Raw genomic sequence first — 25,826 nt, 5'->3', positions numbered from 1 at the left:
CAGGCTCCGAGTCGTTGAGCCACATGTTCTTACTATGTTCTCCAACAACGCAACCCCAGATCGCCTCGGCGATTAGCCCTGCCCCTTGCCCCCGGTGGCGTAAGCCATTGATTTGCATGGCGCCGATTTCGGGAGCCAAGCGGGCAAACGACGTTGATATCGTTGGAGATTACGGCTCCACGGCTGAAGCACGGGTTCGATTCCCGTAGGGGTCACCAAGCCAGGTTTTTCAACGACTTGGTCATGGTGCAGTCGCGATCTTTCGGTCCATCTGACCAAGCGCATCCCCTCAGGGGATGAGCCGGTTCGCACGAAGTTCGGCCGCGGCTTCAGCATAGGCCGTGGCAAAGGCGGGTTTGCCCGACAGTCGTTCGGCCACGAGCAACCCCAGCGCTTCCCCCGCGGTCACGTCGCTGCGGAAATGCTGCTCGCAGGTGATGCGCGTCTCGGCATAGCCGGCGGCGCGCGCCAGGATCGGTGCGGCGCGATCGGGGAACAGCCGGGCGAGCGTGCCCGCATAGGCATAGGCGCTGGTGGTGTGGCCGCTCGGATAGCTGGAGAGCGGCTCGCCCTCGCTGCGCTTGCACGTGGCGAGCCGGGGATCGATCACCCAGGGCCGTGGACGGCGGAACTCGTCCTTGCCGCGCGCCGTCACCGCCTTCTCGGTCGCGCGCACCATCGCCATCAGCCGCGCGGTGGCGGGCAGGCGGGCGAGATCGAAGCCCGGCCCGATCGCGGCGGCGAAGATCGACGCATCCTTGATCTCGCCCTCCGCCTTGGCCGCGGCGGCCTGCGCCGCGGTGCGCGTGCGTTCCGCGGTGCGAAGCTCGGCCAGTTCCGCCATCGCCTGGGCGCTGTCGCGTGCGGGCGGCGGCGGCAGCACCAGCGCCGGATCGAGATCCGACGCGGTGAAGAGCGAAGCGTCTTTCGGTTCCTTGGCCACCGCCGTGGCGGCCAGCCCGAGCGCGAGCAACAACAGGGGCTTCATCAGAAGGTGACCGTGATGTCGCCGGTGAACGCGCGGCCGACCTGGAAGATATATTGGTCGTACGGATAGACGGTCGCTTTCGAGACCGGATCGGTCACGCCCTTGCCCTGGCTGATGCTGGTCACGCGCGTGGAGTCGAACAGGTTGGTGACTTCGATGCCCAGCCGGATCGGCCCGATGTCGTACCGCGCGGAGACGATGGCGGTGTTATAGCCTTTGCTCTGATAGACGGGGCTGTCGTAGCTCGTGCCGGTGGTGCCCGGCGGCGCGATGAACCACTGGTGGCCGACCCATTTGTCGATCAGCGAGAAGCGGATCGGTCCGCTCTTGTAGAGGAGGCCGCCGGCGGCGGTCCATTCGGGCGCCTTGGCCACCTGCTGCTGCGGCGCCCCGGCGTTGTCGGTCTTGGCATAGTTGCGCGAACCGTTGGCGAAGACCGCGAAGCCGCGTGGCAGCGCATAGGTCACCTGCCCCTCGACACCCTTGTAGGTCACCGCGCCTTGGTTGAAATACACGACGCCCACGCCCGGCGTCGCCGAGGTGACCGAGGCGAACTTGTTCTTAAAATCGATTTTGTAGACATCGGCGTCGATGCTGAGATTCTGGCCGTGATAGACCGCGCCGGCCTGATAATTGGTCGAGCGCTCGGGTTCCACGGTCGAAAGGCTCGGATTGGCGACGTAAAGCACGCTCAGCGGCGGCGCGAGGAAGCCCTTGGCATATTGGCCATAAACCGAAAGGCCCGGCGTAATCGCGTAGTTGATCGTCGCGAACGGCAGGTCAGCGACGTAGTCGTTGCGCTGCGACTGCGCATAGCGCGTCGTCTGGTTGTAGAGCGCATCGATCCGCCGCTGGAAATCGACATGCTTGTAACCGGGCGTGATCGTCAGCCCGTCGATCGGGCGAAGCTCCAGTTCGACGAACTCCTCGGTGTGGTTCGTCTCGCTCTTCTGGTCGAACTTGACGTTCTGCGGCGTGACGGCGCCCGTCGCCGGGTTGGTCACCGCCTTTTCGATATAGTTGGGCGCCATGTTGACGAGGTTCACGTCGCGCTGCTGGCGATAGGTGTTTGAAAATTCGAGCCACGCGCCCGCGGTGATCGCACCGAAGCCGAAATCGATCCGCGTCTTGGCGATGTCGCCGAACACGCGGTACTTGTTCGTCTTGGTATAGCCGGGCACGCCAGCGCCGGTCACCGCCTTGGTCGCGACGGCCGCGGGCGAGATCGTCACCACGTTCGCCGCCGTCACCGCCGCCGCCACCTGCGCCGCGGTGGCCTGACCCGTCGCCGTCGGGAAGGCCGTGCCGAAGATCGTCACGTCGTTGCCCGACAGCGTCTCGTTGTCGTAGCTGTAGGTATAGGCGCGGTTCTCGAACACCGAATGCGGGGCGAGTTCGGCCTCGAACTTCACCAGCTCGAAATCGGTCGTCTTGTGCGTGTGGTTGTAGCCATAATAATCCTGCGTGTTCGGATCGTTGTTGAGGCTGAAATATTTGCCGTAGAGCGCCGCCTGGCCGAGCGTTACGCCGTCATTGTCGGGCTGGTTGAACGTGTTCTCGTTATAAGTGCCGAGGATCGTCAACCGCGCCGACGGTCCCACGGGAATGACGATCTTGCCGAAGACGTTGTTCGAATTGAACGGGCTGTAGGTGCGCGCGCCGTTCGAATGGATGTGCTGGCCGCTGAACACCATCTCGGTGCCACCGAGCGCGTCGATCGCGCCGGTCTGGACGAGGCCGCGCAGCAGATAGGTGTCGAAACTGCCATAAGTGCCCTTGAACTCGGCGCCGGCATTCTCGCGCGTTGCGCGGCTGAACAGGTTGAAATTGCCGCCGAACGTCGCCTGGCCGAGCTGGCTGGCATTGCCGGGGCCGCGATCGATGATCTCGGTTTCCACCGTGTTCGACGGGAAGAAGGTGTTCGAATGGTGCGTCGGATCGTTGGTGTCGCCGAACGGCACGCCGTCATAGGTGACGTTGTATTCGCCGTCCTGGAAGCCGCGGATCTGCGCCTTGGATTCCGACAGGCCGATGCCGTTGGCCGATCCGGTGTTCGACACGCTGGGGCTGATGAGCGCGATCTGGTTGAAATCGGCGGTCGCGGGCAGCGAATCCTCGATGAAGCTGCGCGAGATGATCGATTGCGGCTGCGTGGTCTTCAGCGACGCGGTGACGGGCGCGATCACGTTCGCCTTCGTCGCGGTCACGACGATGTCGGAACCCTCGGCGATGCCATCGCCGCGCGTCTGGGGATCCTCGGCGGCCGGGAGCGGCGCGGGCGCGGACGTGTCGCGCGCGACTTCGGCGCCGGACGCCACCGGCTTGTCCGCGGCGTGCGCGCCGGCGGGTGCGAAGCAGAACGCCAGCGTGCTCGTGCCGAGCGCCATCGAACGGGCAAATGCCCGTTTGCGAAGATTGGTCATGTGTCGGTCCCCCTAAGGCCAGTACCTTTGTGGCGGCGTTAGGAAGAACCGAAGTCAGTTGTGTTACAAAACGCCCGGCCGGCCGGACATTGGGAATTTTTCAGGGAGATTAACGCCGATCAGAACTTGGCGATCAGCGTCACGCCCGCCACCATCAGCACCGCGCCCAGCGCCCGCCACGGGTTCATCGCATGCTGTTCCATGCGCAGCAGCCCGAAATGATCAATGGCGAGGCTGGCGAGGATATTGGCCGTGATGGTGATCCCGTTGACCGGCCCCGCCCCCAGCTTCTGGATCAGCAGGAAGCCGGCGAACACCGCGACCGCGCCGACGATGCCGCCCAACGGCGCCCACCACGGCATCGACGCGAAGTCACCGACAGTCGGCAGCGGGCGCGGCATGCACGCGAAGAGCGCGACCGTCGCGAACAGCACGAGCATGAACGAGACCGAGGTGGCGAGCCATGGGTTCTGCAGCGACTTGTTGAGCTCGCCGCCCATGGCCGCGCCCACCGCCTGCAACATGCCGGCAGCGAAGATGAAGGGATAGGCCCAGGCAGCGTTCATGCGATGATTTCCTTGTTCAGCCGATCAGAAGCCGCAGGCCGAGCGCGGCGAGGAGCGCGGCGGGCATCGCGACGGCGCCCACCTTGAGAAATGCGGCGAAGGTGACGTTCTCGCCCTCGCGGCGGATCGCCTGGAGCCAGAGGATCGTCGCGAGCGAGCCCGTCACCGACAGATTGGGTCCGAGATCGACCCCGATCAACAGCGCATCGGTGACGAGCCGCGGCGGCTGCGCCTGAAGCACTGCCGTGCTGGCGATCAGCCCCGCGGGCAGATTGTTCATCAGGTTCGATCCGAACGCCAGCACGGTGCCCGCCACCGCCGCGGTTCGCGTCGGATCCTGCGCGCCGTGCCGGATCGCATCGGCCACCATCCGGATCACGCCGGTCCGGTCCAGCGCCTCGACCAGCACGAACAGCCCGGCGACCAGCGGCAGCACGCCCCACGAGACGCTCTTCACGAGATCGATCGGCGAGCGGCGCGCGATCGCCGATACCGCGAGTGCGGTGGCGATGCCCGCCAAAGCGGTCGGCAGGCCAAGCTGCTGGTCCAGCGCCGACATCGCCACCAGCAGTACCGCCGTCAGCAGGATCCCGGCAAAGGCGAGCTTGCCGCCGCGCGACAGCGCCTCGCGCTCCACGTCGCATTCGCATTCGCCCGCGATCCGCTTGCGTTCGATCACGCGCAGCACCACGAACGTGACGGCGATCGAGGCCAGCGACGGCAGCGCGAACGATCCGAGCCACTGGCCGAGCGGCGGCATATGGCCGCCATAAAGAACGAGATTGGCGGGGTTGGAGATCGGCAGCACGAAACTGGCCGCGTTGGCGATCAGCGCGCAGGCGAAGAGCAGCGGCAGCGGCTCGGCCTTGGCCTTCTTGGCGGCGGCGAACACCGCGGGCGTCAGCACCACCGCGGTCGCGTCGTTCGACATGAAGGTCGTGACGATAACGCCCGTCGCATAGACCAGCGCGAAGAGCCGCGGCCGCGACCGGTTGGCGGCGTTGACCGCGGTGGCCGCGACCCAGTCGAAGACGCCATGTTCGCGTGCCGTTTCACTCAGCAGCATCATGCCGGTGAGGAACAGATAGACGTCGAGCCCCTTGGTGATCGCGTCGCCCGCGGCGCCGATCGGCATCAGGCCCGCGAACACCAGCAGCACCGCACCGGCGACCGCCCAGATCCATTCGGGCCAGCGCATCGGCCGGCCGATCACGCCTGCCGTGGACAGGCCGGCAATGGCCCATGTCGCCCCCGTCGCCAAGGTCACCAGCCACCGCCATTCTTGTTGGGGCCGCGCTGCGATCCATCGATCCCGGCCTCGGGCCACGCACCCACCGCGTGGCAGTCGATCCCCGGCGCCACCAGCGGCCGGCGTTTGGGAATGTCCATCACGTCCCGCACCAGCAGCTCGATCCGATCGCGCGCGGTGCCGCAAGCCACCTCGACGCGCCGCAAGCCCTCCGACAGCATCGTTTCCGCCTGCCAGGCGCCGTCCACCAGGGTCATCGTGGCGGCCGGGCCGCCGTCGATCGACACGGACACCGCCGCGTTCGGGCCGGCGCCGAAGAGCCTGGCGACGATCGTCACCGGCCCCGGTCGCGGCACCTGATGGGAGTCGGACGGCCGGGTCACGAGCCGCCGGTCGCAGGGGGCGACGATCTGCACATGCGGCCAGGCGTCATCCAGCCGGCGGAATCGCCAGCTCGGGACGCGGTCGTGGAGGCAGACGATCGTGAACCCCGGCCGGCCGTCATCCTCCTCGATCTGCCCGGTGGAACGAGTCGCGCCATAGACGGTGCGGCCGTCGTTCAGCAGTTCGTTATAATGGGTGTGCCCCGTATCGACGAACGCCACGCCGCCATCGGCGAAGGTGCGCGCGATCTCGTCGCCATCGGCGGCGAGATCGCCGGGATAGGCGTGCATGAAGACGAGCGGGATCTGCCCGGCCGCCTCGGCCCGCGCCAGTTCCTCGCGGATCCGGTTGCGGTGGTGCGTCGTCACGCGGAAATCGGGGCCGCCCGCGCCGTCGCCGACGATGTCGAGGAACACGCAGCGATAGCCGCCGATCGTTTCCGCCTCGGGCCGGTTCGCGGGCGGAATCGCGGCCTCGTAGGCGATCAGATCGTGCGGTTCGAAATCATGATCGCCGGGGATCGCGCGCCAGGGCCAGTCGAGCGGCGCGAGCGCTTCGATCATCCGCGCATATTGCTCCGGCGTGCCATGATTGGCGTTGTCGCCCGGCAGGAACACGAAATCGGCATCCCGGCCGATCCGCGTGTTCACCTGCCCGACGATGGTCTCCAGCCGATCGAGACTCTGCCAGCCATCGGCCTCGTCGATGTGGAGGTCTCCGACATGGACCCAGGCGATCGTCGCGGTCATCGCGCGGCCTCCGGCTGGGGCTCCCCGCCATCGCCATCCCCGTCACCGTCGTGCTTGGGCGAGCAGGCCGGGCGCAGCGTGCCGGCAAAACCGATCCACAGCGCGAGGCTGGCCAGCGCGAAGCTGCCGAGGATGAAGAAGGCGACGTGATAGCCCAGTTCCTGCGCGAGCCACCCGCCGATCGCGGGCGACAGGCTGGCGCCAACGCCCTGCACCGTCATCACTGCGCCCTGCCCGACGTTTACGCGCCCGGTGCCGCTGAGCAGGCAGGCGACGAGCCCCGGCACCGCGACGCTCTGCAACCCGGCCCCGATCCCGTCGAGCGCCTGCACCGGCCACACGCCCCAATATTCGATGAAGGTTCCGGCGAGAAACCCGCGCAGCGGCAGCGCCGCAAACGAGATCAGGAGCACCAGCCAATAGCCCCGGCCGGCCGCCACCTTCATGGCGATTAAGCTCGTCACGATCATCACCGCCTGCGCGACGACGACGGTCATGGCGGTGAACATCGCGGGATTGCCCTTGCCCGCGCCGACCACCGCCAGCCCGTACAGCGGCAGCATCGCGCCATTGCCGAGATGGAAACAGGCGAGCGCCGCGGCCAGGATCAGCATCGGCTTGTTGCGCATCAGGACCTTGAAGCCCTCCGCCTTGCCGCCCGCGTCGTCGTCGCCACCCTCGCCTTCCAGCCCGCGCGCCGCACGATGGTCGATGGCGCGCTCGGGGATCGACAGGACGGAAATGATGGCGAGCACGCCGAAACCGGCCGCGAGATAGAAGATCGCCGGCATGCCGAACTTCCAGCCGAGCCAGCCCGAAAGCCCCGCGCCCACCATGTTGCCGGCATGGTTCCACGCCTGGTTGCGCCCGTTCTGCGCGTTGAAACCCTTTTGCCGGACGATGCCGAGCGTCATGCCGGCGACGGCGGGGCCGATGGCGGCACCGGCGATCGCGGTCGCGACCTGGCTGATCGTCACCACGGTCCAGGTCTGCGACCACAGGATCAGGAACGACGCGAGCACCGTGCAGATGCCGGTGACGACGACGACCCAGCGCTTCTTCTCGGTGTGATCGATGAACGCACCGGCGGGCGCGGTCATCAGCATGCCGGCCACGCCGCCCGCGGTCATCACCGTGCCGATCGGCCCGGTCTGCCATCCGCGCTGCTGCAGGAACACGCCCAGGAACGGGCCGATGCCCGCCTGCATGTCCGCCATGCTGAAGTTCAGCGCCTGAAGCGCGCGAGTAGCGCGCTTCGTGTCGCCCCCCTTCGTCCCCGCAGCGTCACCACCCCCGCTCGGGACCGCCATCGTCGCCATGCCATGCTCCTCGCTGCCCGCGCTTAACCCAAGTGATGGGCGAAAGGTCCAGGCCGGTCGTTATTTGTCATATATTATAATCGCGTGTCGTTCGGCTGTTGGATGCACGCTGTTGAAAACGGGGCGAAAGCTCGCGTTCGAACATCCGCAAGAACCTTGCCGCCGTTCCTAGCCGGACGGCCGCAATCGCCGCTGAACATCATCGTTCAGCTTCTGTTTAGAAAGGTTAACGGCGGAGCGCCCGGCCGCCGATCCGGCTTAACCGGCCGCTAACCAGCCGCTCCTATGGTCGGCGCTTCGGCGGCGATCGGCGCGGGCATGATGTATAGACAATTCCTGCTCGTGAGCGCCCTCGGCGTCGTCACGTCGTGCGTGCCGTCGGAGCACGCGGCGCGGACGGTCGCCTCCACCCGGCCGCGGGCGCTCGACTCGCGGTCGCTGCTGCAGGCACTGGCGCTTCGCGTGCCCGACGACGCCGTGCCCGCTGCTGCTGGCGCCACGCCCCGCTTCGCCGCGCGCATCGCCTCCGCCCCGCCCTTCCTCGCCGCCGCCCGCAGCGCCGACGACGCGAGCCGCGCGACCGATTGCCTGACCCAGGCCGTCTATTACGAGGCGCGATCGGAGCCGCTCGACGGCCAGCGCGCGGTGGCGCAGGTGGTGCTAAACCGGGTGCGCGACCGCGCGTTTCCCAAAAGCGTGTGCGGGGTGGTGTATCAGCGCGGCACCCGCTCGTCGGGGTGTCAGTTCACCTTCACCTGCGACGGTGCGCTGATGGCGCGCCGCGAACCGCACGCATGGGAACGCGCGCGCGCGGTGGCGGAAGCGGCGCTGTCCGGCAACGTCTATGCTCCGGTGGGCGCGGCCGTCTTCTACCACACTCAGGCGGTTTCACCCTGGTGGGCGCCCAGCCTGTCGCGGATCGGCAGCATCGGCGCGCATATCTTCTATCGCTGGCACGATGCGCTCGCCCGATCGCTGTCGTTCCATCAAGGCTATTCGGGCCTCGAGCCCGCGACCGGCGGCAGCGCCCCGGCGCCCTTCGCGCCCGAGGCCGCGTTCCCCATGGATCTGGTGCAGCAGGCCGGCGTCACCATCCACCGCGAACACGCGGCGGCGATGCCGGCGACCGGCGCATCGATGACGGCGGGGGTCCGCATCCACCGCGGCATGACCCCGCCCCAGTCTCCCGCCGAGACGATGGCGGCCGACGGGGAACCCGCCGACCGCACCTGATCGTCAATAGTGGAAGCGCAGCGTGCCGCCGAAGGTGCGCGGTGCGCCCAGGAACGCGTCCAGCACGCCGGTCGCGTTGGTCGGCACGTTCTGGAAGCCGGAGTCGAACGCCACCTGCTTGTAGTTGGTGTCGAACATGTTCTCGACCCAGACCTCGGCGCTCCAGCGGTGATCGGTCGGACCGAAGCCCAGCCGGCCGTTCGTCAGCGTATAGCCCGTCTGGTATTTGCCGGGATCGAGATCCGATCCGGTGTTGTAGCCCGACGAGTATTTCGCACCGATCGTGAGGCGCAACTGCTTGGTCTCGCCGATCGGCTGCGTGTAGGTGCCCGACAGCGACGCCGAGTAGAGGGGTGCCAGCGACAGCCGCGACCGCGCACCGCCTTGGAAGTCCGTCCGCAGCACGAGATCGGCGAGCTCGCTCGACGACAGGTGATAGCGCGTATCCGCCACGGTCACGCCGCCCTGCAGATTGAGCCGGTTGGTCGCGAACCAGACGAAATCGGCGTCGATCCCCTTGCTGACGACATGGGGCACCGAATCCACCACGAACACCAGCCCGTTGAAGGTGTTGAGCTGGAAGCCGGCATATTTCTGGTAGAACAAGGTCGTGTTGAACAGCACCTTGCGGTTGAACAGCGTCGCCTTCTGGCCCAGCTCGAACGAGTCGTTGGTTTCCTTCGGGAAACCGGTGTTGGTGATCGGCGTGTTCACCGCGGCGCTGCCCGGCGCACAGCCGGGCTGGCCGACGGTGCATTCGACGCGATCGAGGTTGAACCCGCCGGCCTTGTAGCCGCGCGCATAGGAACCATAGACGAGCAGCGAACGGCTGAAGCGATAGGCGAGCTTGGCCGTGCCCGACAGGTTGCGCTCATTCTCCGACTGATAGTCGGTGAAGTTGTTGTAGCCCGGGCTCAGGAACGGCAGGCAGAGTGTGCCGTTCACGGCGGCCAGTTGCGCCGCTGCCGCCGGATTGACCCGCGCAAGAATCCCGAAGGCCGCATTGGCCGCGCCGCAACCCGCGCCGCCGCCGATATTGGTGCTCGCCGTGTTCAGCGACTTGTCGTCCCACGTGTAGCGAAGGCCGACGTTGAAATCGAGCTTGTCGGTCAGGTGCAGCGTGTTGTTCGTGAAGATCGCATAGGTGTCGTCGGTCTGGCGATAGCGATCGACCGATCCCGAATCGGCGGCATAGTTCACGCCGCCGACGAACGGAAAGGTGAGCCCCGTGCGCAGGAAGGTGGGATCGGGCTTGCCCTCGACCAGCGAGGAGAAGAGCAGGCTGAGATAGGGCGTGAACTGGCTGCCGACGAGCACGCTGGTGTTCTGGCGCAGCTTCTCGTTGGAGAAGAACCCGCCGACGAGATAGTCGAGCTTGCCGGACGTGCCCGCATAGCGGAGTTCCTGGCTGAAGGTGCGGAACTGGCTCGAATTGCTGTCATTGTCGGGCAGGTAATCGAGATCGGCGGTCGAGAAATCGGCATCGAAGCCGCCGGTGATCTTCCAGTCGCGATAGGCGGTGATCGACGTCAGCGTTCCCGGCCCGACCTGCCAGTCGGCCTGGAGCGACACACCCTGGTCGCGCGTCCGCTGGCGATCGTCGCGGTTCGAATAGGCGTTGCGGTCATAAGGCGTGGCGGGGTTTCCGTCGTTGCCGCCCAGTGCCGCGACCAGATTGTTGGCGAGGTTGGGTGCCGGCGCCTGGCTGGGGCGCGTGATGACGGCGATGCAGCAATGCTCGTCGCGGCGCGAAACGTCGCCGATCAGGCGCAGCGTCAGCGTGTCGGTCGGCTTGTAGAGGAGCTGCCCGCGGAAGGTGTAGAAATGCCGGTCGGTGTCGTCCCTCTTGGTGCGCGGCCCCGCGCCCGTGTTCACGTCGAAATAGCCGTCGCGCTCGCGGCCGGCGAAATAGAGGCTCGCGGCCAGCTTGTCGCTCACCGGGCCGGTCACCTCGACCGCACCGCCCATCGCGCCGTAATTGCCCGCGGTCAGCTCGGCATCCATGCCGAAGGTGAATTGCGGCAGCGCGGTGATGATGTTGATGACGCCGGCCGTCGCGGATTTGCCGAACAGCGTGCCCTGCGGCCCCTTCAGCACTTCGATCCGCTCGACATCGCCCAGATCGCCGAAGCCGACGCCGTTGCGCGAACGGTAGACGCCGTCGATCACGATGCCGACCGAGGATTCGAGGCCGGGATTGTCGCCGACCGTACCGATTCCGCGAATTCGCGCGGTGGTCGAGGCCTCGCTGCTGGTCGAGGTGACGAGCAGGCCGGGGGCGAGCAACGCCAGATCCTTGATGTCCTTGACGCCCGCATCCTGGAGCAACTGGTGGCTCACCGTCGTCACGACGATCGGCACGTCCTGCAGGCTCTGGCTGCGCTTCTGCGCGGTGACGACGATGTCGTCGACGCTCGCCGGGCCGTTCGCGGTTGCCGCCTGCGGCGTGTTGGGGGCGGCGGCGGGCTGATCCCCCGGCTGCGGCGCAGGGCTCGCGGCGGACTGCGCGAAGGCCGGCGCGGCGATCGCTGCCGCCACCAGCGCCATGGCCGATCCTGCTGCGCGAAGATTTCCTCGAACCGTCATCATCATCCTCCCGGGCCCGATCATTCGGTGCCTTTGCCGGTGCTTTGGGCCACGCCAGATGAAGATCGGATGACAAGCGCATGACAGGGGCATACCCGTTGCTCGAAAACTGTGTCGAACGGGTAACTGTCCGCCGCAAAGGGGGAAAAAGGGTCGAACCTTCGCCGACGATCGCGTCAGGACGCAGGGCGCGGTCCGCCGATCACGACGATCGCGTCCGGCGCATCGCGAAGTGTCAGGAACAACCGTCCGCCGGGCGCGCGCGGTACTGCGATGGTCGAGCCCGTGAATCCGTCGGGCACCTGCGTCGGCGGATCACCGGCTGCGGCCCCGCTCGAAGACGTGCGGATCTCGCGCACCAGATAGAGTCCGGCGCCCTTCAGCACGCACGCGCCGCCCGCGGCCGGACAGGTAAGCGCCTCCAGCCGGGGCATGCGCACCAGCGTCGTCAGGGGCTGCCAGTCGCCCGCGACGTCGGCCTGAACCACGCGAAACCGGATCGGCCCATAGGCCGAACCGCCAAACGCCGCCCGGGCATCCAACTCGCCGATCGCCACCCCGGCGTCCTGGAGATGCAACGGCAGCGTGACCGTCTGCCCCGTCGTGGCGGCCATCAGCTCCACGGTGTCGCTCGCCGAGAACCGCGTGGCCCCCTCGCCCTTCAGCGAAAAGGTGAGCCGTCCGTCCTGCGGCATCAGCTCCGCACCCTGGAGCGTGGTCGGCACGGGCGCCGGCGCACCGGTTCGCGCGACCGTGGTGCCGATCAGCACGACCTGCGGGCGGGGCGGGGCGATCGTGATCTTCACCTCCACCGCGCGCCCGTCGCGGCGCACGACACGCGCCACCCGGACGTCGCCGACGTGGAGCGCGCCGACCGCGGCCGAATCGGTCGACATCGCAAGGCGGTCGGTGCCGGCGACCCGGTCGAGGCTGCCGGGCTCGAACGCCACACCGCCCAGCTCCAGCCGCGCGACCTGATCGAGGCGCGTCCCCTCGAGCACCCCGGCGCGATCTCCTGCATGGATCACGAAGCCCGCGATCCGGCCCGCCTCGGCATAGGCGCGCAGCACGATCCGCTGCGGCGCCTCGACCCCGTGGCTTTGCACGGCGATCGTCACCGGCCCCGGCTGCGCGTCCGTCAGCGGCACCTTCAGCGCCAGATGGTCCTCGCCCTGCGCCGTCCAGGCGACCGGGCGGTGCCCATCGCCGTCCCCGATGGACACGTCCGCGACGCAGGCGGCGGCGCTGCCCGACAGCAGCAGCGGCGTCTCGCGGCCGACCACCAGCGAGCCGCCGTCCACCACCTGCCAGGTCCGCCCGGCGGGGGCGACCAGGCGGAAGCGCGGGCCGTCGAAGGTGCCGAACCCCCAGGATCCGTGCAGCACCCCCTCCATCACCGGATCGAGCCTCTTGCCGGCGAGCCCGGCGGAATCGACGACATAGCCGCCCTTCGCCGCCTGCGCCTCGACGGGGAGGTCGATCGTGGCGCCGGCCTTGGTCCTCAGCCGCAGCGCCATGTTCCGCGCATAGGCGGTGGCGAACACCAGCGGCGCACCAGCCACGCGCAGCACCGGCGCGGGCTGCGTCGCGCACAAGGCTGCATCGTCCTTGGCCACCAGCGGCGGCGGCGCCGCCGGTGCAATCCCCGGAAGCGCCGCGACCAGCACCGATTGCGGCTTGCGGAACGAGGGGACGGCGTTCAGCAGCAGCGCGGTCGATCCGCCATGCTGCACGCTCAGCGCCGGGATGAACTGAAGCTGCGCCGACTGGAACGCACCCAGGATCCGCGCCACGTCGCGGATGACGCCGATATAGGGGCTGTAATAGCCGAGCCCCGCCTGCGGGGTCGAGCTGAGCTGCATGGCGACATCGGCGGGCGCACCCGCCAGGGTCTGCGCGATCGAACTGGTCTGGCCGTCGGCCAGCACCGCCGCGTCGCCGCCCTGGGTCAGGCAGGCGGCGCGCGCATCGGGCTGGCGCAGCAGGCAATCCGTGTCGAGCTTCACCGCGAGGCTCTGCGCGAGCCGCGGCGACGTTTCCGCCAACTCGGCCGGGCCGAGCCCGCGGATGCCGTCGACGAACGCCGCCAGCCGAGCCCGGTCCAGCATCGACTGGTTCAACACCTGCGACACCCGGACGAACGCGCCCGGCCGCCCGCGGATCGCCGCGGTCACCGCGCCCAGCGCACCGCCCGTTTCGGGCACCAGCAGGACGACCGCCTGTTCGGCACCGGTCGGAACGACGGCGTCGATCGTCGCATCCTTCGGCTTCCATGTCTGGGCGTCGATCAGCCAGCCCTTGGGCGGCGGATTGGTGGCGCCGCGCAGGAACGCCAGCACCATGCGGTAACGCGCCGCCTGCCCGGCCGGCAGATCGGCGACGATGCGCAACCGGTCGCCCGCCGCGAGATTGGGCGTCTCCGACAGGGGCAAGGTCACCCCGTCCCGCCCGACCGAGACGCGGAGCGAGGGGCCGGCGAGATCGAACGGCGCGGGGTCTGCCCGGGCGACGCCGGTCGCGAGCGCCGCCCCGGCGCAGGCGAGCAGCAGCCGCCGCGCTGTGCCGATGGGGTCGATGATGGTCACGGCCCGCTTCTATCGATGGCCCCGCCCACTGCAAGCTGGCTCGTCATCCGCGGCGAGCGCCGCACAAACGACGACCCCCTCCGTTCCGGCAGGAACGAAGGGGGTCGTGTCGCTGTAACCAATGGTGCACCCGGAGCGATTCGAACGCCCGGCCCTCAGATTCGTAGTCTGATGCTCTATCCAGCTGAGCTACGGGTGCACATTGGAATGGCGCTGTTAGACGCGGCGATCGGATCGCGCAAGTGCGTTGCGCAACATTCTTCGGCCGCATAGAGCAAGGCCATCATGCGCACCCTCCCCCTCTTCGCGGCCTTGTCCCTCGCCCTTGCGTCGCTCGGCGGTTGCGCGGCGGAAAAGGGGCATTTTCCTTCGCTGGCACCGCGTCCGATCGAGAAGCTGGGCTTTGCCGAACCGACCGTCACGCCAGTTGTCGCCACCGCGGATCCCGCGCTCGATGCCCGGCTGGCGGAGACGGCGCAGCGGCTGGGTGCGATCGCGCATGGTTTCGCCGGTGACGCCGCAAAGGCGGAAACCGCGGCGGCGGCGGCCAAGGGTCAGGCGGCCGGCAGCGAACGCTGGATCGCCGCGCAAAGCGCGCTCGCCTCGCTCGACGACTGGCGCGCGCAGGCATCCGCGCTCCTCACCGATGTCGAGCAACTGGCGATCGACCGCGCCGCGACGCTCGCGCCCGATTATCCCGGCATCGCCGCACTGCGCGATCGCGCCAAGGCGGAGGCGGACAGCGAAGGCGCCACGATCGCGCGCCTGTCCGCCGCGCTGCCGCAAGGCTAGGCCGGACTACCCGTTCAGCAGCCGCGCGGCGTGCGCGGCGTGATAGGTCAGCACGCCCGATACCCCGGCGCGCTTGAACGCGACCAGCGTCTCCAGCACCAGTCCATCGCGGTCCCCCGCCCCGGCGGCGGCCGATGCCTCGATCATCGCATATTCGCCCGATACCGCATAGGCGAACACCGGCACCTGGAACGCGGATCGCACCTTGGCGATGATGTCGAGATAGGGCAGCCCGGGCTTCACCATCACCGTATCCGCGCCCTCGGCCAGATCGAGCGCCACTTCGCGCAGTGCCTCCTGGGCATTGGCATGGTCCATCTGATACGTCTTCTTGTCGCCCTTCAGCAGCCCGCGGGTGCCGACCGCGTCGCGGAACGGGCCGTAGAAGGCGCTCGCATATTTGGCGGCATAGGACATGATCTGGACGTTCTGGTGCGCCGCCCCTTCCAGCGCCGCGCGGATCATGGCGATGCGGCCGTCCATCATGTCGGACGGCGCGATGATGTCGGCGCCCGCCTCGGCCTGGTTCAGCGCCTGCGCCACCAGACGCTCCGCGGTGCTGTCGTTGACGACATAGCCTGCCGCATCGACCAGCCCGTCATGGCCGTGGCTGGTATAGGGATCGAGCGCCACGTCGGTCAGCACCCCCACTTCGGGCACCGCATCCTTCAGCGCCCGCACCGCGCGGCACATCAGATTGTCGGGATTGAGCGCCTCGGACCCCTCCTCGTCGCGCAGATGCGGCGGGGTGTAGGGAAACAGCGCGACGCACGGGATGCCCAGATCGCGCGCCTCGCGGCCGCGCGCCACGATGCCGTCGACCGACCAGCGCGAAACGCCGGGCAGCGCGCCGATCGGGTCCTCGACGCCCTGCCCCTCGCACACGAAGAGCGGCCAGATCAGGTCGGCGGGGGTGAGCACCGTCTCGGCATGAAGGCGGCGGCTCCACGCGCTGGAACGGGTCCGGCGCAGGCGGATGGCGGGATAGCTGGCGGTCATGCGGCGCGGTCTGCGCCTGCAAGCCGGCCCGTGCAAGCGTTACGGGGGCGAAACCGCCGCGCGTGCGTTGGGGTGTTCATGAACGACCGACAGCCTCGCATCCGCTCCGCCGCCATGATCGTGAACGCCAAATCCCGCAAGGGACGCGCGCTGTTCAAACAGGCGTGCCGGGCGACGCGCGCGCTGCCCTTTCCGGTGGACGCACATGCCGTGAAGGATCCCGACGATCTGGAGGACGTGCTGACGGCCGCGCTCGCCAAGAAGCCCGATCTGGTGATCCTGGGCGGCGGCGACGGCACGATCAGCGGGCTGGTCGACCTGCTGGTCGGCAAGGGCGTGCTGCTCGGCGTGCTGCCGTTCGGCACCGCCAACAGCTTCGCGCGCACGCTCGGCCTGCCGCTCGACATCGCCGAAGCGGTGGGCGTGTTCGCGAGCGGCAAGCCGCGGCGCATCGATCTCGGCATGATCGGCGACGATTATTTCGCCAATTGCGCAGCGATGGGGATGAGCCCGCAGATTGCCGAGACGGTGCCGCACGGGCTCAAGAAGATCCTGGGGCGGGTCGGCTATCTGAGCTGGGCGGCGTACCAATATGCGAAGTTCAAGCCGTTCACGCTGATCGTCGGCGAAGGCGATACGGCCGAGCGGCTGCGCGTCGTGGAGGTGCGGATCTCCAATGGCCCCTATCATGGCGGCACCCAGCTGGTGGATGGCGCCACGGTCGATTCGGGCGAGATCGTGGTGCAGGCGGTGGTCGGCCGGACCAAGACGCGGCTGGTGCGCAACTGGGCGGCAAGCGTCCTCAGGCTCGACGCCCGTCACGACGACACGCGCGATTTCCGTGGCAAGAGCATCCGCATCGCCACCGAACCGCCGCTGCCGATCTCGATCGACGGCGAGGTGCTGGCCAAGACGCCGGTCACCGCCAAGATCGCGGCGGGGGTGATCGAGGTGATGGTGCCGGCTTAGATCGTCAGCCGGCTTGCACACGATGCCAGGAGACGTTCACGCGGAGGCGCGGAGGCAGTAGGACATGGCCTGAAGCCTGGTGATCTCGGCTGATCCCACTCTTCACCGTTCGCTCTGAGCTTGTCGAAGGGCCTGTATCACAGGCGAAGGGCCGGATCGCCGAAAGCGTGCTTCGACAAGCTCAGCACGAACGGATTATGGGATCCAACGGGCATAGGCATTCTCCAGCGTCGTAGAGGTCGAAACGCTGCCGCGCCCCACACCGCTCCGCGCCTCCACGCGAAACCCCTTTCCCGCCACCGCAGATCAGCCCACCGGCATAGGCTTGCCCGTCGGCTGCGCGTCCGCCAGCGCCGTTTCCTGCGCATGGGCGGGCGCCGCCACGAGCCCGCCCTTACGCCACCCGCCAAACCGGTAATAGCCGATCGTCATCAGCATCGAGGCAAGCGATCCGGCCGGAAAACTCCACCAGATCGCATCCGCGCCCAGCCGCGACGCGAAGGCCATGGCCAGCCCGAAGCGCACCGGAAACATCGCGATCGCCAGGATCACGAGCGGCCCGACCACCGCGCCGTTCGCGCGCACCGTGGCGGCGAGCACCATCGAGATGCCGAACAGCACGAAGCTCCAGCCCGCGATCAGGTTGATCCGCGCGGCGATGGCGATCGCGGTGCCGTCCTGCCCGAGGAACAGCCAGAGCACGTGCCGGTCGAGCAGCGTCAGCAGCACCAGCAGCCCGCCGGTGAGCGCGAGGTTCATCAGCAGCCCGGCGCGCGTGATCCGGTCGACCCGGTCCCATGCGCCCGCGCCGATATTCTGCGCCGCCATCGCGCTGACCGCCGCGCCCACCGCCATCGCGGGCATCTGGATATAGGTCCAGAGCTGGTTCGCCGCGCCATAGGCGGCGGTCGTCACCGTGCCGTGCCGGTTGACCAGCCCGATCATCGCCAGCGCCGAGGTGGAGACGACGAGCATCTGCAGCCCCATCGGAATCCCCTTCACGACGATCGTGCGCAACAGCGCGCGCTCGGGCCGCAGATAGCGCAGCTCGGCGCCCCGCAGCCGGATCACCAGATCCTTGGCATAGATATAGCCGAGCATCGCCGCCAGCGAGACCATGTTGGCGGTGAGCGTCGCCAGCGCCGATCCCTCGATGCCGAGCGCGGGGATCGGGCCGATGCCACGGATCAGCAGCGGGTTCAGCCCGACGTCGATCACCGAACCCAGCGCCATGAACTTCAGCGGCGTCAGCGAATCGCCCGTGCCGCGCAGCGCCATGGTGAGCAGCACCGCCAGGAAGCCCGGCGGCATCGCGACGAAGATCACGCGCAGATAGGCGAGCGCGAGCGGATAGACGTCCGCCGGCGTGGCCAGCAGCCGCAGGATCGATGGCGCGACGAGCCAGCCGAGCACCACGGTCAGCACCGAGATGATCGTGAACAGCCCGATCGACGTGCCGAGGACCCGCCGCACCGCGTCGATGTCGCGCCGCCCCATATTCTGGCCGATCAGGATCGTCGCCGCCATGCCGAAGCCGAACACCGCGGCCACCAGCAGGAACATGATGATATTGGCGTTGGTGGTCGCCGCCAGCGCACGTTCGCCGAGGAACTGGCCGATCCACACCGCATTGATCGAACCGTTCAGCGATTGCAGGATCGACGAGCCGAGCGTCGGCAGCGCGAAGGCGAGCAGCGTCTTGCCGATCGGCCCCTGAGTCAGATCATGTGCGCCCCGCCTGGGCGCCATCGCCGGTTTCTCGTCAGCCACTCCGCACCCCCACTCACCCCACCAACGCCGTCACCCCGCCAACGCGCCTACCCCAGCCGCCCCAGCGCCGCGTGCAACCGCGCCGCCTCGGCGGATTTCTCCGCATGATCGGCGCGCGCCTTCTCGACCGCATCGGGCTTCGCGCGCTCGACGAAGCTCGCATTGCCGAGCCGCCCGGCCAGTGCGTCGCGCTCCTTCTCCGCCGCCGCGATCGCCTTGGCCAGGCGCGTGCGCTCGGCCTCGAGGTCGATCACGCCTTCGAGCGGCAGGACGAAGGTCGCCTCGTCCACCACCACCTGCGCCGCGCCGCCGGTGGCCGCGCCCTCCACCCGCTCGACGCGGGCCAGCCGCGCCAGCACCGATGCCTGCCGCTCCAGCCGCGCCAGCGTCTCGCCATTCGCATCGCGGACGTGGAGCGGCAGCCGCGCGCCGGGCGGCACGTTCAGCTCGGTGCGCGCGGTGCGGATCTCGCCGACCAGCCGGATCGTCCAGTCGATCTCCGCGCTCGCCGCCGGATCGATGCTGCGCGCATCGGCCATCGGCCAGCGCGCGACGATCAGGTCGTGCGCGCGGGGGCGATCGGCCGGCGCCATCGCGTGCCACAATTCCTCGGTGATGAAGGGCATGAACGGGTGCAGCAGCACGAGGATCTGGTCGATCACCCAGCCCGCCACCGCCTTCGATTCCGGATCGATGCTCCCGCGCTCGCCGTCGATCATCGCCGGCTTGATGAGTTCGAGATACCAGTCGCAGAAGCGGCTCCACACGAACTGGTAGATCGCGTTCGCCGCGCCGTCGAAGCGATAGTCGGCGAGTGCCAGGTCTACCGCCTGCACGCACGCGATCGTCTCCGCCACGATCCACTGGTTCACCGCGAGCATGGCTGCCGGCGCCTCCAGCGCGGTGCTCGATTCGATGCCATAACCCTGGGCAAATCGGGCGGCGTTCCACAGCTTGGTCGCGAAGTTGCGGTAACCCTCGACCCGCTTCTCATCCATCTTGATGTCGCGGCCCTGGCTTTCCATCGCCGCCATGAAGAAGCGCAGCGCATCGGCGCCGTAGCGATCGATCAGCCCGAGCGGATCGACCGTGTTGCCCTTCGACTTCGACATCTTGGAACCGTCGGCGGCGCGCACCAGACCATGGAGGTACAGCGTGCGGAACGGCACGTCCTTCATGAAATGCAGCCCCTGCATCATCATCCGCGCGTTCCAGAAGAACAGGATGTCGAAGCCCGAGACGAGCACGTCGTTCGGGTAGCGGCCGGCGAGCGTCGGATCGGCATTCTCCGGCCATCCGAGCGTGGCGAACGGCCACAGCGCCGAGGAGAACCAGGTGTCGAGCACGTCGGGATCGCGAACTAAGCGAGGAGTGTCTGGTGGAAGCTTGCTTGATACTTCGAGTTCACTATTTGCTCGAAGCTCTTCTTCGCTAACGCCGTAGTAGTTCGCGGCTTCAGCGAACGCGTCGTCCTCGGTTTCAGCGACGAATACTTTGTCTAGTTTGACGGACACGATGATCCTGTTCGGCACAGAAGTCGTGGCCGCCTCGATACGAGCGATCGGTTCTCCATCTGGACTGAGGGCAGGCCCGAACCATGCCGGGATCCGGTGCCCCCACCACAATTGGCGGCTCACGCACCAGGGCTGGATATTCTCCATCCAGTTGAAGAAGGTCTTCTCCCAGGTCTTCGGCACCAGCCGGATCGCGCCCGATCGCACCGCCTCGATCGCGGGAGCTGCGAGCGTCTTGGCGTCGACATACCATTGGTCGGTCAGCCAAGGCTCGATCACCACGCCCGAACGGTCGCCATAGGGCGTCTGGATCGTGCGCGGCTCGGCGTCGTGCGCCTCGCCATCCTTGTCGATATGCGCGATCAGCACGTCATCGGCCTTCAGCCGCGCGACGATGACCTTGCGCGCCTCGGCGGTGGTCAGGCCGATCAGTTCGGCGGGGATCAGCCCGTCGGCGGTCTGGACGACCTGCGCCTTCGCATCGAGCATGTTGAGCATGTCGCGCGCCTCGATCCCGGCGCGGCGGCCCACCTCGAAATCGTTGAAGTCGTGCCCCGGCGTGATCTTCACCGCGCCCGAGCCCAGTTCGGGATCGGCATGTTCGTCGGCGACGATCGGAACCAGGCGCCCGGTGATCGGCAGTCGCACCTGTTTGCCGACCAGCGCGGTGTAGCGCGCATCGTCCGGATGCACGGCGACCGCCATGTCGGCGAGCATCGTCTCGGGCCGCGTCGTCGCGACCTCGATGAAGCCCGACCCATCGGCGAGCGGATAGCGCAGCCGCCAGAAGCTCCCTTTGATCTCCCGCGTTTCCACCTCGAGATCGCTGATCGCGGTGCCGAGGCCGGGATCCCAGTTCACGAGCCGCTTGTCGCGGTAGAGCAGCCGCTCGCGGTGAAGCGCCACGAACACCTTGAGCACAGCCTGCGAAAAGCCCTCGTCCATCGTGAACCGCTCGTTCGCCCAGTCCATCGAACAGCCGAGCCGGCGGAGCTGGCGCGTGATCTCGCCGCCGCTCTCCGCCTTCCACGCCCACACCTTCTCGACGAACTGCTCACGCGTCAGATCGGTGCGTTTCTGCTGGAGAAGCGCCATCTGGCGTTCGACCACCATCTGCGTGGCGATGCCGGCGTGATCGGTGCCGACCACCCACAGCGCGTCCTTGCCCTTCAGCCGCGCGTGGCGCGTCAGGATGTCCTGCAGGCTGTTGTCGAGCGCGTGGCCGATATGCAGCGCGCCGGTGACGTTGGGCGGCGGGTTGACGATCGTCCACGGCTCGGCGCCCGGACGATCGGGATGGAACAGGCCCTGCTCTTCCCAATGCGCGTACCAGCGCTGCTCGATGGTGGCGGGATCGAAGGTCTTGGGAAGTTCGCTCATGCGCCGAGCCTTAGCGAGGCGGCACGCACGAGGCCAGCGGGGTTCAACCCTGCGGGCTGGTGATCCGTTCGATCTCGCGCGCGACCATCGTCTCGACCAGCGCGGGCAGGTTCGCGTCGAGCCATTCGCTCAGCATCGGCCGCAGCATCTCGCGCACCAGCCCCTCGAGCGTCCCGTCGGAATCGCTCTCGGGTTTCACCATCATGCGCGACAGCATGTCGAGCGCGCCGCGGCTCGCCGCGGCGGTCTGCTGCGACACGATGGGGGCGGTCGCGGGCGCCGCAGCAGCAGGAGCCGCGGGCGTGGTCGTGGCTACGGGGGCGGCGGCAGCGGGCGCGGGATCGCGCACGGCGCGGGCCGCGGGAACAGGCTTGGGCATCGGCGCAGGCTCCGGCAGGCGGTCGATTTCCGGCATCGGATCGCTCAGTTCGAGGACATGGTCGTCGTCATCCTCGTCGTCGCCCAGCAGGTCGACGGGCGAGGGCAACGGCGCGGTGCGCTGCGGACGGCGCCGGGGCGGAACGCCCTCGCCCTCTTCGGCGATGATCCGTTTGATCGACGAGAGGATCTCCTCCATCGAAGGTTCGACGCTGACTTCGCCCATCCTGAGCTTCCCGATCCCGGCCACCACCCTTATTGACGGCGGCTCGGCGCTTGCGCACCTGTGGTTAACGGCGCGCGTCTGTCAACCGGGCTTTCGAGCATCGGGTCGACGGGCGCCGCGACGGTGGCGTCCTGCGCCGGGGTCTGGGCGGTCGATGTCGCCTGTGCATTGGGCTCGCCATCGCCGCCGAAATCGCCGAACCGGTTGCGGACGCGCTCGTAATTGGTCACCGGATTGTAGAGCACGCCGCCCTCCAGCCCCAGGTCGCGCGCCTCGGCATCGCCCATCGCGGCCAGCAGCGCGAAGCCCGCGACATAGGCGTCGCGCCGCGCCGTCACCAGCGTCACCTGGCTGTTGAGCAGCTCCTGCTCGGCGTTCAGGATGTCGAGGATGGTGCGCGTACCCACGCTGTTCTCGGCGCGCACGCCTTCGAGGCTCAGCTTGTTCGCGTTCACCGCCGTCTCGGACGAGGCGATCACCTGTTCGGACGATTTCCAGCTCGCATAGGCCGACCGCGTTTGCGCGATCACCGCGCGTTCGGCCGAGGTCGCATTCTCGATCGACTGGCTGCGCAGCGCCTCCGCCTGGCGCACCAGCGATGCCGGGCGCCCGCCCTGGAACAGCGGCACCGTCAAGGCGACCCCTGCGGTGCCCGACGTGCCCGTCTGGCCCACCGGCACCGCGGTGCCCGCGCCCAGCGAACCCAGATAATTGTAATAATTGCCGCCCACCACGACGCTCAGCTTGGGCAGCCGGCTCGCCCGCGCCACGTTCACGTCGTAGCGCGTCGCGTCGCGCGCCTTGGCGGCGGCCAGCAGCGTCGGATTGTTGTTCAGCGCCTCGCCCACCGCCGCGTTGGGCGACGGCGGCAGCTTCGGCAGCGTGGGCGGCACTTCGAGCTTCGTGGGCGGCGTCCCCACGACGCGGATATAGGTTTCGCGGCTGCCGATCAGCTGCGCCTGCGCGGTTTCGAGCTGCGCACGGGCGAGCGCGAGCCGCGCCTGCGACTGGGCCACGTCGGTGCGCGTCAGGTCGCCGACCTGGAACCGGTCCTGGCTCGCCTGCAGGTTCACCTCCAGCACGCGGACATTCTGCATGTTGAGCCCGACGATCGCCTCGTCGCGGATCACGTCCATATAGCTGGCGACCACCGCGGTGAAGAGATCCGATTCGGTGCCGCGCAGCGTGGCCCGTCCCGCCTCCACGCGAGTCTCGGCCGCGCGCACCGAACTGCGCACCGCGCCGCCCTGATAGACGGGGACGGTCAATTGCGTGTTCCCCGTCGCCTGGCGCGCGGGCGAGGCGAGCGAATTGCTGGTGCCGAGCACATTCTCGACATAGCCCGTGTTCAGCGCCACCGAGGGCAGCCCCGCCGAGCGCGCCTGCGGCACGCCCTCGTCGGTCGCGCGCAGCGCCGCGCGCTGGCCCGTGATCGTGGGATTGCTCGCATAGGCCTTGACGAGGGCCTCGCGCAGAGTCTCCGCCGATGCGGGGCTCGCGATGAGGCTCGCCCCGGCGAGGAGCAGCCAGCCGGAACGGAGCCGCGCCATCAGAAGCGGAACGGCGTGGGCTGGTCGAAGCCCGGCAGCACGGCGCAGTCGCAATCGAGAAACGGCATCACCGCGAACCCGCCGGGCGTGCGCGCACCCGCGGCGAGCCGCGTCAGGCCGCGATCGACCAGGCCCAGCACCGCCCGGCCGCCCGGCCGGATCTGATCCGCCAGCGCCTGGGGCACCGCGGGCACCGCGCCGTCGATCACCAGCACGTCATAGGGCGCACCCGCGGCATGACCCTCGGCCAGCGGCCCCTCGACCAGCACGATGCGCTTGGCGTGCTCCAGCCGCTCGCGCGCGATCGCGACGCAGGCCGGGTCGCTCTCGACTGCGGTCACCTCGGCGACGATCTCGGCGAGTACCGCCGCGGTATAGCCCCCGGCCGACCCGATCAGCAGCACGCGCTCGTCCGCGTGCAGATCCGCGGCATCGAGCAGCCGCGCGGTGGCCAGCGGCAGATTGGCGTAACGCCCGCCGCCCAGCGCGATCGCGGTGTCGCGATACGCCAGGTCGCGCGCGCTGCGGGGAAGATAATCCTCGCGCGGCAGGCGTGCCATCGCGGCGACCACGCGCTGGTCCTCGACCGCAGTGGTCCGCAACTGGCTCGCCACCATCGCGTGGCGCATCGTGGCGAACCGGTCGCCGCTGATCTGATCCATGTCCGTCGTCATCATGCCCACCCTGTCGCACAGCCGTGTTAGTTATACAATACACTTCGTTTCGCGCCATGTTCTATCCCGCGCGCCGGCCACCGCCAAGCCGTCTGCACACGGATTTGCACGGCGAAATGGTTGACACCCTCGCCCCGCCCCGGCATTGGCCCCGCCTCCAGCGATCGAGGCCCGATGGCGGAGTGGTGACGTAGAGGACTGCAAATCCTCGCACCCGGGTTCGATTCCCGGTCGGGCCTCCAGCGGTCTGTCGATTAGCAATAAGAGCTACTCGATGTGAGCAAATGAGTGGTTTGCACATAAGCGGCAAACCAACACTGAATCCAGTTTTGCTGGTTTCAAAGTCGTAGTGTTAAGGAATAGCAGGTTCACTACACGAACACCGCGTAGTTACGCATTAGCCCGAACGGCGGTCTCATATCCGTGCGGCTGATTTCCGAGGGCCGAGCTCCCGTCCTATGATTTGGCGGCGGTGGGTGCAGCCAATGACGCGGTAGTCGACGGTACCGCAAGAGAGCGTCGCCTCTCCCCTTTCTTCAGCGCCGATAGTCGCCAGGATGGTCAGCACGGATTGCATAAGGCGGCCGAACAACGTCAGATGGCTGTTTCAGACTGATGTCGGAATTGACTCTATCGTGCATGCCTCGCCTATCTGGCGGCTGAGCGAGACGCGATTTTCAGTGCGGACCGTCAACTTGATCGTCAGCTTCCTACGGCTAGAACCCTAGAGCGAACCATAGCTATGGACGACGAGCGCGAGGATTTGGCGGGTGAGCGCCTCGCCGCCAGTACGATATGCAATGTGACCCCAATCGTCCCACCGGTGAACTCGGGCCGCCAACCATGTGAACAGGTCGTCGCGTACAGTGGCGTCAGTGAACGGTTGCGACCAGATCACCCGCCGAGTGGGCATGCGGGCGTCCGTGGCGATCCCGGTAAGCGTGATGAGGAACGACCTGCCGACCTGTTCGCGGGCAAAGACGAACCGCCGAAGACCGACGCCCCGTTCGAACGCCGTCAACGCCTCTTCGCGAGCATGGCCCTCCCTACCCCGCTCGGCGCGTGCGATCGCCTCGATCACTTCGGACATCGGCAGTGGCTCCCAAGCAGGGTCGCGAGTCGCCTGGAGCATCATCATGACCGATCTGCCCTTTGTGGAGAGCGGCGCGTCCAACGCGCCCAGATGACCCAAGGCATAGGTCAGACCGACGGAGGCGAGCCAGCACATGTAGAAGCGCCAAGCCGGCGTGTTTCCCAGGAACAGATCCTGCCGGTCCTCGGACGGCGAGGACCATCCGGCATAAATCCCGGTCAGCACGCGGAGGAGGAGTTCATGCTGCTCGTTGGCGACGTTCGACGTCGGAAAGCCGAGTTCGCCATGCCAGAACGCATCGCGAACCGTATGCCACTTGCGCCCCTCGTCGTCCTCCAAGCTGCTACCTGATGCGCGCAACCACCAACCCCAAGGCAGTTCGCCATAATGGCGATCACG

18 protein-coding genes and 2 tRNA genes are annotated in these 25,826 nt (G+C 67.9%); 4 read left to right on the top strand and 16 right to left on the bottom strand.

What is annotated here, in order from left to right; translation table 11 throughout:
- Window positions 1-289: 289 nt before the first annotated feature.
- The 6 genes from L8H00_RS01235 to L8H00_RS01210 all read right to left on the bottom strand — a co-directional run bounded on the left by L8H00_RS01235 (window position 290) and on the right by L8H00_RS01210 (window position 7,678).
- Entirely contained in the window at window positions 290-988 is a 699-nt protein-coding gene (locus L8H00_RS01235) for a phosphatase PAP2 family protein (protein ID WP_242095400.1), read from the bottom strand.
- Window positions 988-3,411 carry a TonB-dependent receptor gene (locus tag L8H00_RS01230; RefSeq protein ID WP_242095399.1) on the bottom strand — a complete coding sequence of 808 codons (2,424 nt, stop codon included), beginning with the start codon at window positions 3,409-3,411 and terminating at the stop codon, window positions 988-990. The genes L8H00_RS01235 and L8H00_RS01230 overlap by 1 nt, the downstream gene beginning before the upstream one ends.
- 119 nt (window positions 3,412-3,530) lie before the next feature.
- Entirely contained in the window at window positions 3,531-3,977 is a 447-nt protein-coding gene (locus L8H00_RS01225; RefSeq protein ID WP_242095398.1) for a DMT family transporter, read from the bottom strand.
- A gap of 16 nt (window positions 3,978-3,993) precedes the next feature.
- Window positions 3,994-5,244 carry an arsenic transporter gene (locus L8H00_RS01220; RefSeq protein ID WP_242095397.1) on the bottom strand — a complete coding sequence of 417 codons (1,251 nt, stop codon included), beginning with the start codon at window positions 5,242-5,244 and terminating at the stop codon, window positions 3,994-3,996.
- Window positions 5,241-6,359: a metallophosphoesterase gene (locus L8H00_RS01215; RefSeq protein ID WP_242095396.1), complete on the bottom strand. Its 1,119-nt coding sequence runs from the start codon at window positions 6,357-6,359 to the stop codon at window positions 5,241-5,243. Before L8H00_RS01215 ends, L8H00_RS01220 begins: the two co-directional genes overlap by 4 nt.
- Window positions 6,356-7,678 carry an MFS transporter gene (locus L8H00_RS01210; RefSeq protein ID WP_242095395.1) on the bottom strand — a complete coding sequence of 441 codons (1,323 nt, stop codon included), beginning with the start codon at window positions 7,676-7,678 and terminating at the stop codon, window positions 6,356-6,358. Before L8H00_RS01210 ends, L8H00_RS01215 begins: the two co-directional genes overlap by 4 nt.
- 285 nt (window positions 7,679-7,963) lie before the next feature.
- Between L8H00_RS01210 and L8H00_RS01205 the strand changes: the two genes are divergently transcribed.
- A complete protein-coding gene (locus L8H00_RS01205; protein WP_242095394.1) occupies window positions 7,964-8,911 on the top strand; it encodes a cell wall hydrolase in 948 nt (315 codons plus the stop codon).
- Between the two features lie 3 nt (window positions 8,912-8,914).
- On the opposite strand, the gene L8H00_RS01200 is transcribed toward L8H00_RS01205, so the two are convergent.
- From L8H00_RS01200 to L8H00_RS01190, 3 genes are all read right to left on the bottom strand, one after another.
- Complete coding sequence (locus L8H00_RS01200; protein WP_242095393.1) at window positions 8,915-11,458, bottom strand: TonB-dependent receptor; 2,544 nt, start codon at window positions 11,456-11,458, stop codon at window positions 8,915-8,917.
- A gap of 215 nt (window positions 11,459-11,673) precedes the next feature.
- On the bottom strand, window positions 11,674-14,082 hold the full coding sequence (locus tag L8H00_RS01195) for a hypothetical protein (RefSeq protein ID WP_242095392.1): 2,409 nt from the start codon (window positions 14,080-14,082) through the stop codon (window positions 11,674-11,676).
- 122 nt (window positions 14,083-14,204) lie between these two features.
- Window positions 14,205-14,281 (bottom strand) — tRNA-Arg (locus tag L8H00_RS01190).
- Between the two features lie 86 nt (window positions 14,282-14,367).
- On the opposite strand from L8H00_RS01190, the gene L8H00_RS01185 reads away from it, so the two are divergent.
- Window positions 14,368-14,874, top strand: coding sequence for a hypothetical protein (locus L8H00_RS01185; RefSeq protein ID WP_242095391.1), 507 nt, complete (start codon window positions 14,368-14,370; stop codon window positions 14,872-14,874).
- Window positions 14,875-14,880: 6 nt separating this feature from the next.
- Here the strand turns inward: L8H00_RS01185 and hemB are convergent, their stop codons facing one another.
- Window positions 14,881-15,873, bottom strand: coding sequence for a porphobilinogen synthase (gene hemB / locus L8H00_RS01180; RefSeq protein WP_242095390.1), 993 nt, complete (start codon window positions 15,871-15,873; stop codon window positions 14,881-14,883).
- 78 nt (window positions 15,874-15,951) lie between these two features.
- On the opposite strand from hemB, the gene L8H00_RS01175 reads away from it, so the two are divergent.
- A complete protein-coding gene (locus L8H00_RS01175; RefSeq protein ID WP_242095389.1) occupies window positions 15,952-16,842 on the top strand; it encodes a diacylglycerol kinase family protein in 891 nt (296 codons plus the stop codon).
- Between the two features lie 306 nt (window positions 16,843-17,148).
- Here the strand turns inward: L8H00_RS01175 and L8H00_RS01170 are convergent, their stop codons facing one another.
- The 5 genes from L8H00_RS01170 to L8H00_RS01150 all read right to left on the bottom strand — a co-directional run bounded on the left by L8H00_RS01170 (window position 17,149) and on the right by L8H00_RS01150 (window position 24,334).
- Window positions 17,149-18,591, bottom strand: a complete 1,443-nt coding sequence (locus L8H00_RS01170) for an MATE family efflux transporter (protein WP_242095388.1) — start codon at window positions 18,589-18,591, stop codon at window positions 17,149-17,151.
- Between the two features lie 68 nt (window positions 18,592-18,659).
- Window positions 18,660-21,506: a valine--tRNA ligase gene (locus L8H00_RS01165; RefSeq protein WP_242095387.1), complete on the bottom strand. Its 2,847-nt coding sequence runs from the start codon at window positions 21,504-21,506 to the stop codon at window positions 18,660-18,662.
- Window positions 21,507-21,549: 43 nt separating this feature from the next.
- Window positions 21,550-22,110, bottom strand: coding sequence for a DUF2497 domain-containing protein (locus tag L8H00_RS01160; protein WP_242095386.1), 561 nt, complete (start codon window positions 22,108-22,110; stop codon window positions 21,550-21,552).
- A 29-nt stretch (window positions 22,111-22,139) separates the two neighbouring features.
- Window positions 22,140-23,660, bottom strand: a complete 1,521-nt coding sequence (locus tag L8H00_RS01155) for a TolC family outer membrane protein (protein ID WP_242095385.1) — start codon at window positions 23,658-23,660, stop codon at window positions 22,140-22,142.
- On the bottom strand, window positions 23,660-24,334 hold the full coding sequence (locus L8H00_RS01150; RefSeq protein WP_242095384.1) for a protein-L-isoaspartate O-methyltransferase: 675 nt from the start codon (window positions 24,332-24,334) through the stop codon (window positions 23,660-23,662). Before L8H00_RS01150 ends, L8H00_RS01155 begins: the two co-directional genes overlap by 1 nt.
- 168 nt (window positions 24,335-24,502) lie before the next feature.
- Here L8H00_RS01150 and L8H00_RS01145 point away from each other — a divergent pair.
- A tRNA-Cys gene (locus L8H00_RS01145) sits at window positions 24,503-24,576 on the top strand.
- A gap of 482 nt (window positions 24,577-25,058) precedes the next feature.
- Here L8H00_RS01145 and L8H00_RS01140 read toward each other — a convergent pair.
- A complete protein-coding gene (locus L8H00_RS01140) occupies window positions 25,059-25,766 on the bottom strand; it encodes a hypothetical protein (protein WP_242095383.1) in 708 nt (235 codons plus the stop codon).
- Window positions 25,767-25,826: the final 60 nt, after the last annotated feature.

It is taken from the genome of Sphingomonas sp. CROZ-RG-20F-R02-07 (assembly GCF_022662335.1).
Taxonomy (GTDB): domain Bacteria; phylum Pseudomonadota; class Alphaproteobacteria; order Sphingomonadales; family Sphingomonadaceae; genus Sphingomonas.
Note: the sequence above shows the minus strand (reverse complement) of the source record. Positions and strands in the feature narration are given on the sequence as shown.

Excerpts from the sequence above, each read along its gene's own strand:
- L8H00_RS01210 (WP_242095395.1), bottom strand. The coding sequence starts at position 7,678 with ATGGCGACGATGGCGGTCCCGAGCGGGGGTGGTGACGCTGCGGGGACG.
- hemB (WP_242095390.1), bottom strand. The coding sequence starts at position 15,873 with ATGACCGCCAGCTATCCCGCCATCCGCCTGCGCCGGACCCGTTCCAGC.
- L8H00_RS01225 (WP_242095398.1), bottom strand. The coding sequence starts at position 3,977 with ATGAACGCTGCCTGGGCCTATCCCTTCATCTTCGCTGCCGGCATGTTG.
- L8H00_RS01155 (WP_242095385.1), bottom strand. The coding sequence starts at position 23,660 with ATGGCGCGGCTCCGTTCCGGCTGGCTGCTCCTCGCCGGGGCGAGCCTC.
- L8H00_RS01160 (WP_242095386.1), bottom strand. The coding sequence starts at position 22,110 with ATGGGCGAAGTCAGCGTCGAACCTTCGATGGAGGAGATCCTCTCGTCG.
- L8H00_RS01215 (WP_242095396.1), bottom strand. The coding sequence starts at position 6,359 with ATGACCGCGACGATCGCCTGGGTCCATGTCGGAGACCTCCACATCGAC.
- L8H00_RS01170 (WP_242095388.1), bottom strand. The coding sequence starts at position 18,591 with ATGGCGCCCAGGCGGGGCGCACATGATCTGACTCAGGGGCCGATCGGC.
- L8H00_RS01200 (WP_242095393.1), bottom strand. The coding sequence starts at position 11,458 with ATGGCGCTGGTGGCGGCAGCGATCGCCGCGCCGGCCTTCGCGCAGTCC.
- L8H00_RS01165 (WP_242095387.1), bottom strand. The coding sequence starts at position 21,506 with ATGAGCGAACTTCCCAAGACCTTCGATCCCGCCACCATCGAGCAGCGC.
- L8H00_RS01185 (WP_242095391.1), top strand. The coding sequence starts at position 14,368 with ATGCGCACCCTCCCCCTCTTCGCGGCCTTGTCCCTCGCCCTTGCGTCG.
- L8H00_RS01175 (WP_242095389.1), top strand. The coding sequence starts at position 15,952 with ATGAACGACCGACAGCCTCGCATCCGCTCCGCCGCCATGATCGTGAAC.
- L8H00_RS01230 (WP_242095399.1), bottom strand. The coding sequence starts at position 3,411 with ATGACCAATCTTCGCAAACGGGCATTTGCCCGTTCGATGGCGCTCGGC.
- L8H00_RS01150 (WP_242095384.1), bottom strand. The coding sequence starts at position 24,334 with ATGACGACGGACATGGATCAGATCAGCGGCGACCGGTTCGCCACGATG.
- L8H00_RS01235 (WP_242095400.1), bottom strand. The coding sequence starts at position 988 with ATGAAGCCCCTGTTGTTGCTCGCGCTCGGGCTGGCCGCCACGGCGGTG.
- L8H00_RS01205 (WP_242095394.1), top strand. The coding sequence starts at position 7,964 with ATGGTCGGCGCTTCGGCGGCGATCGGCGCGGGCATGATGTATAGACAA.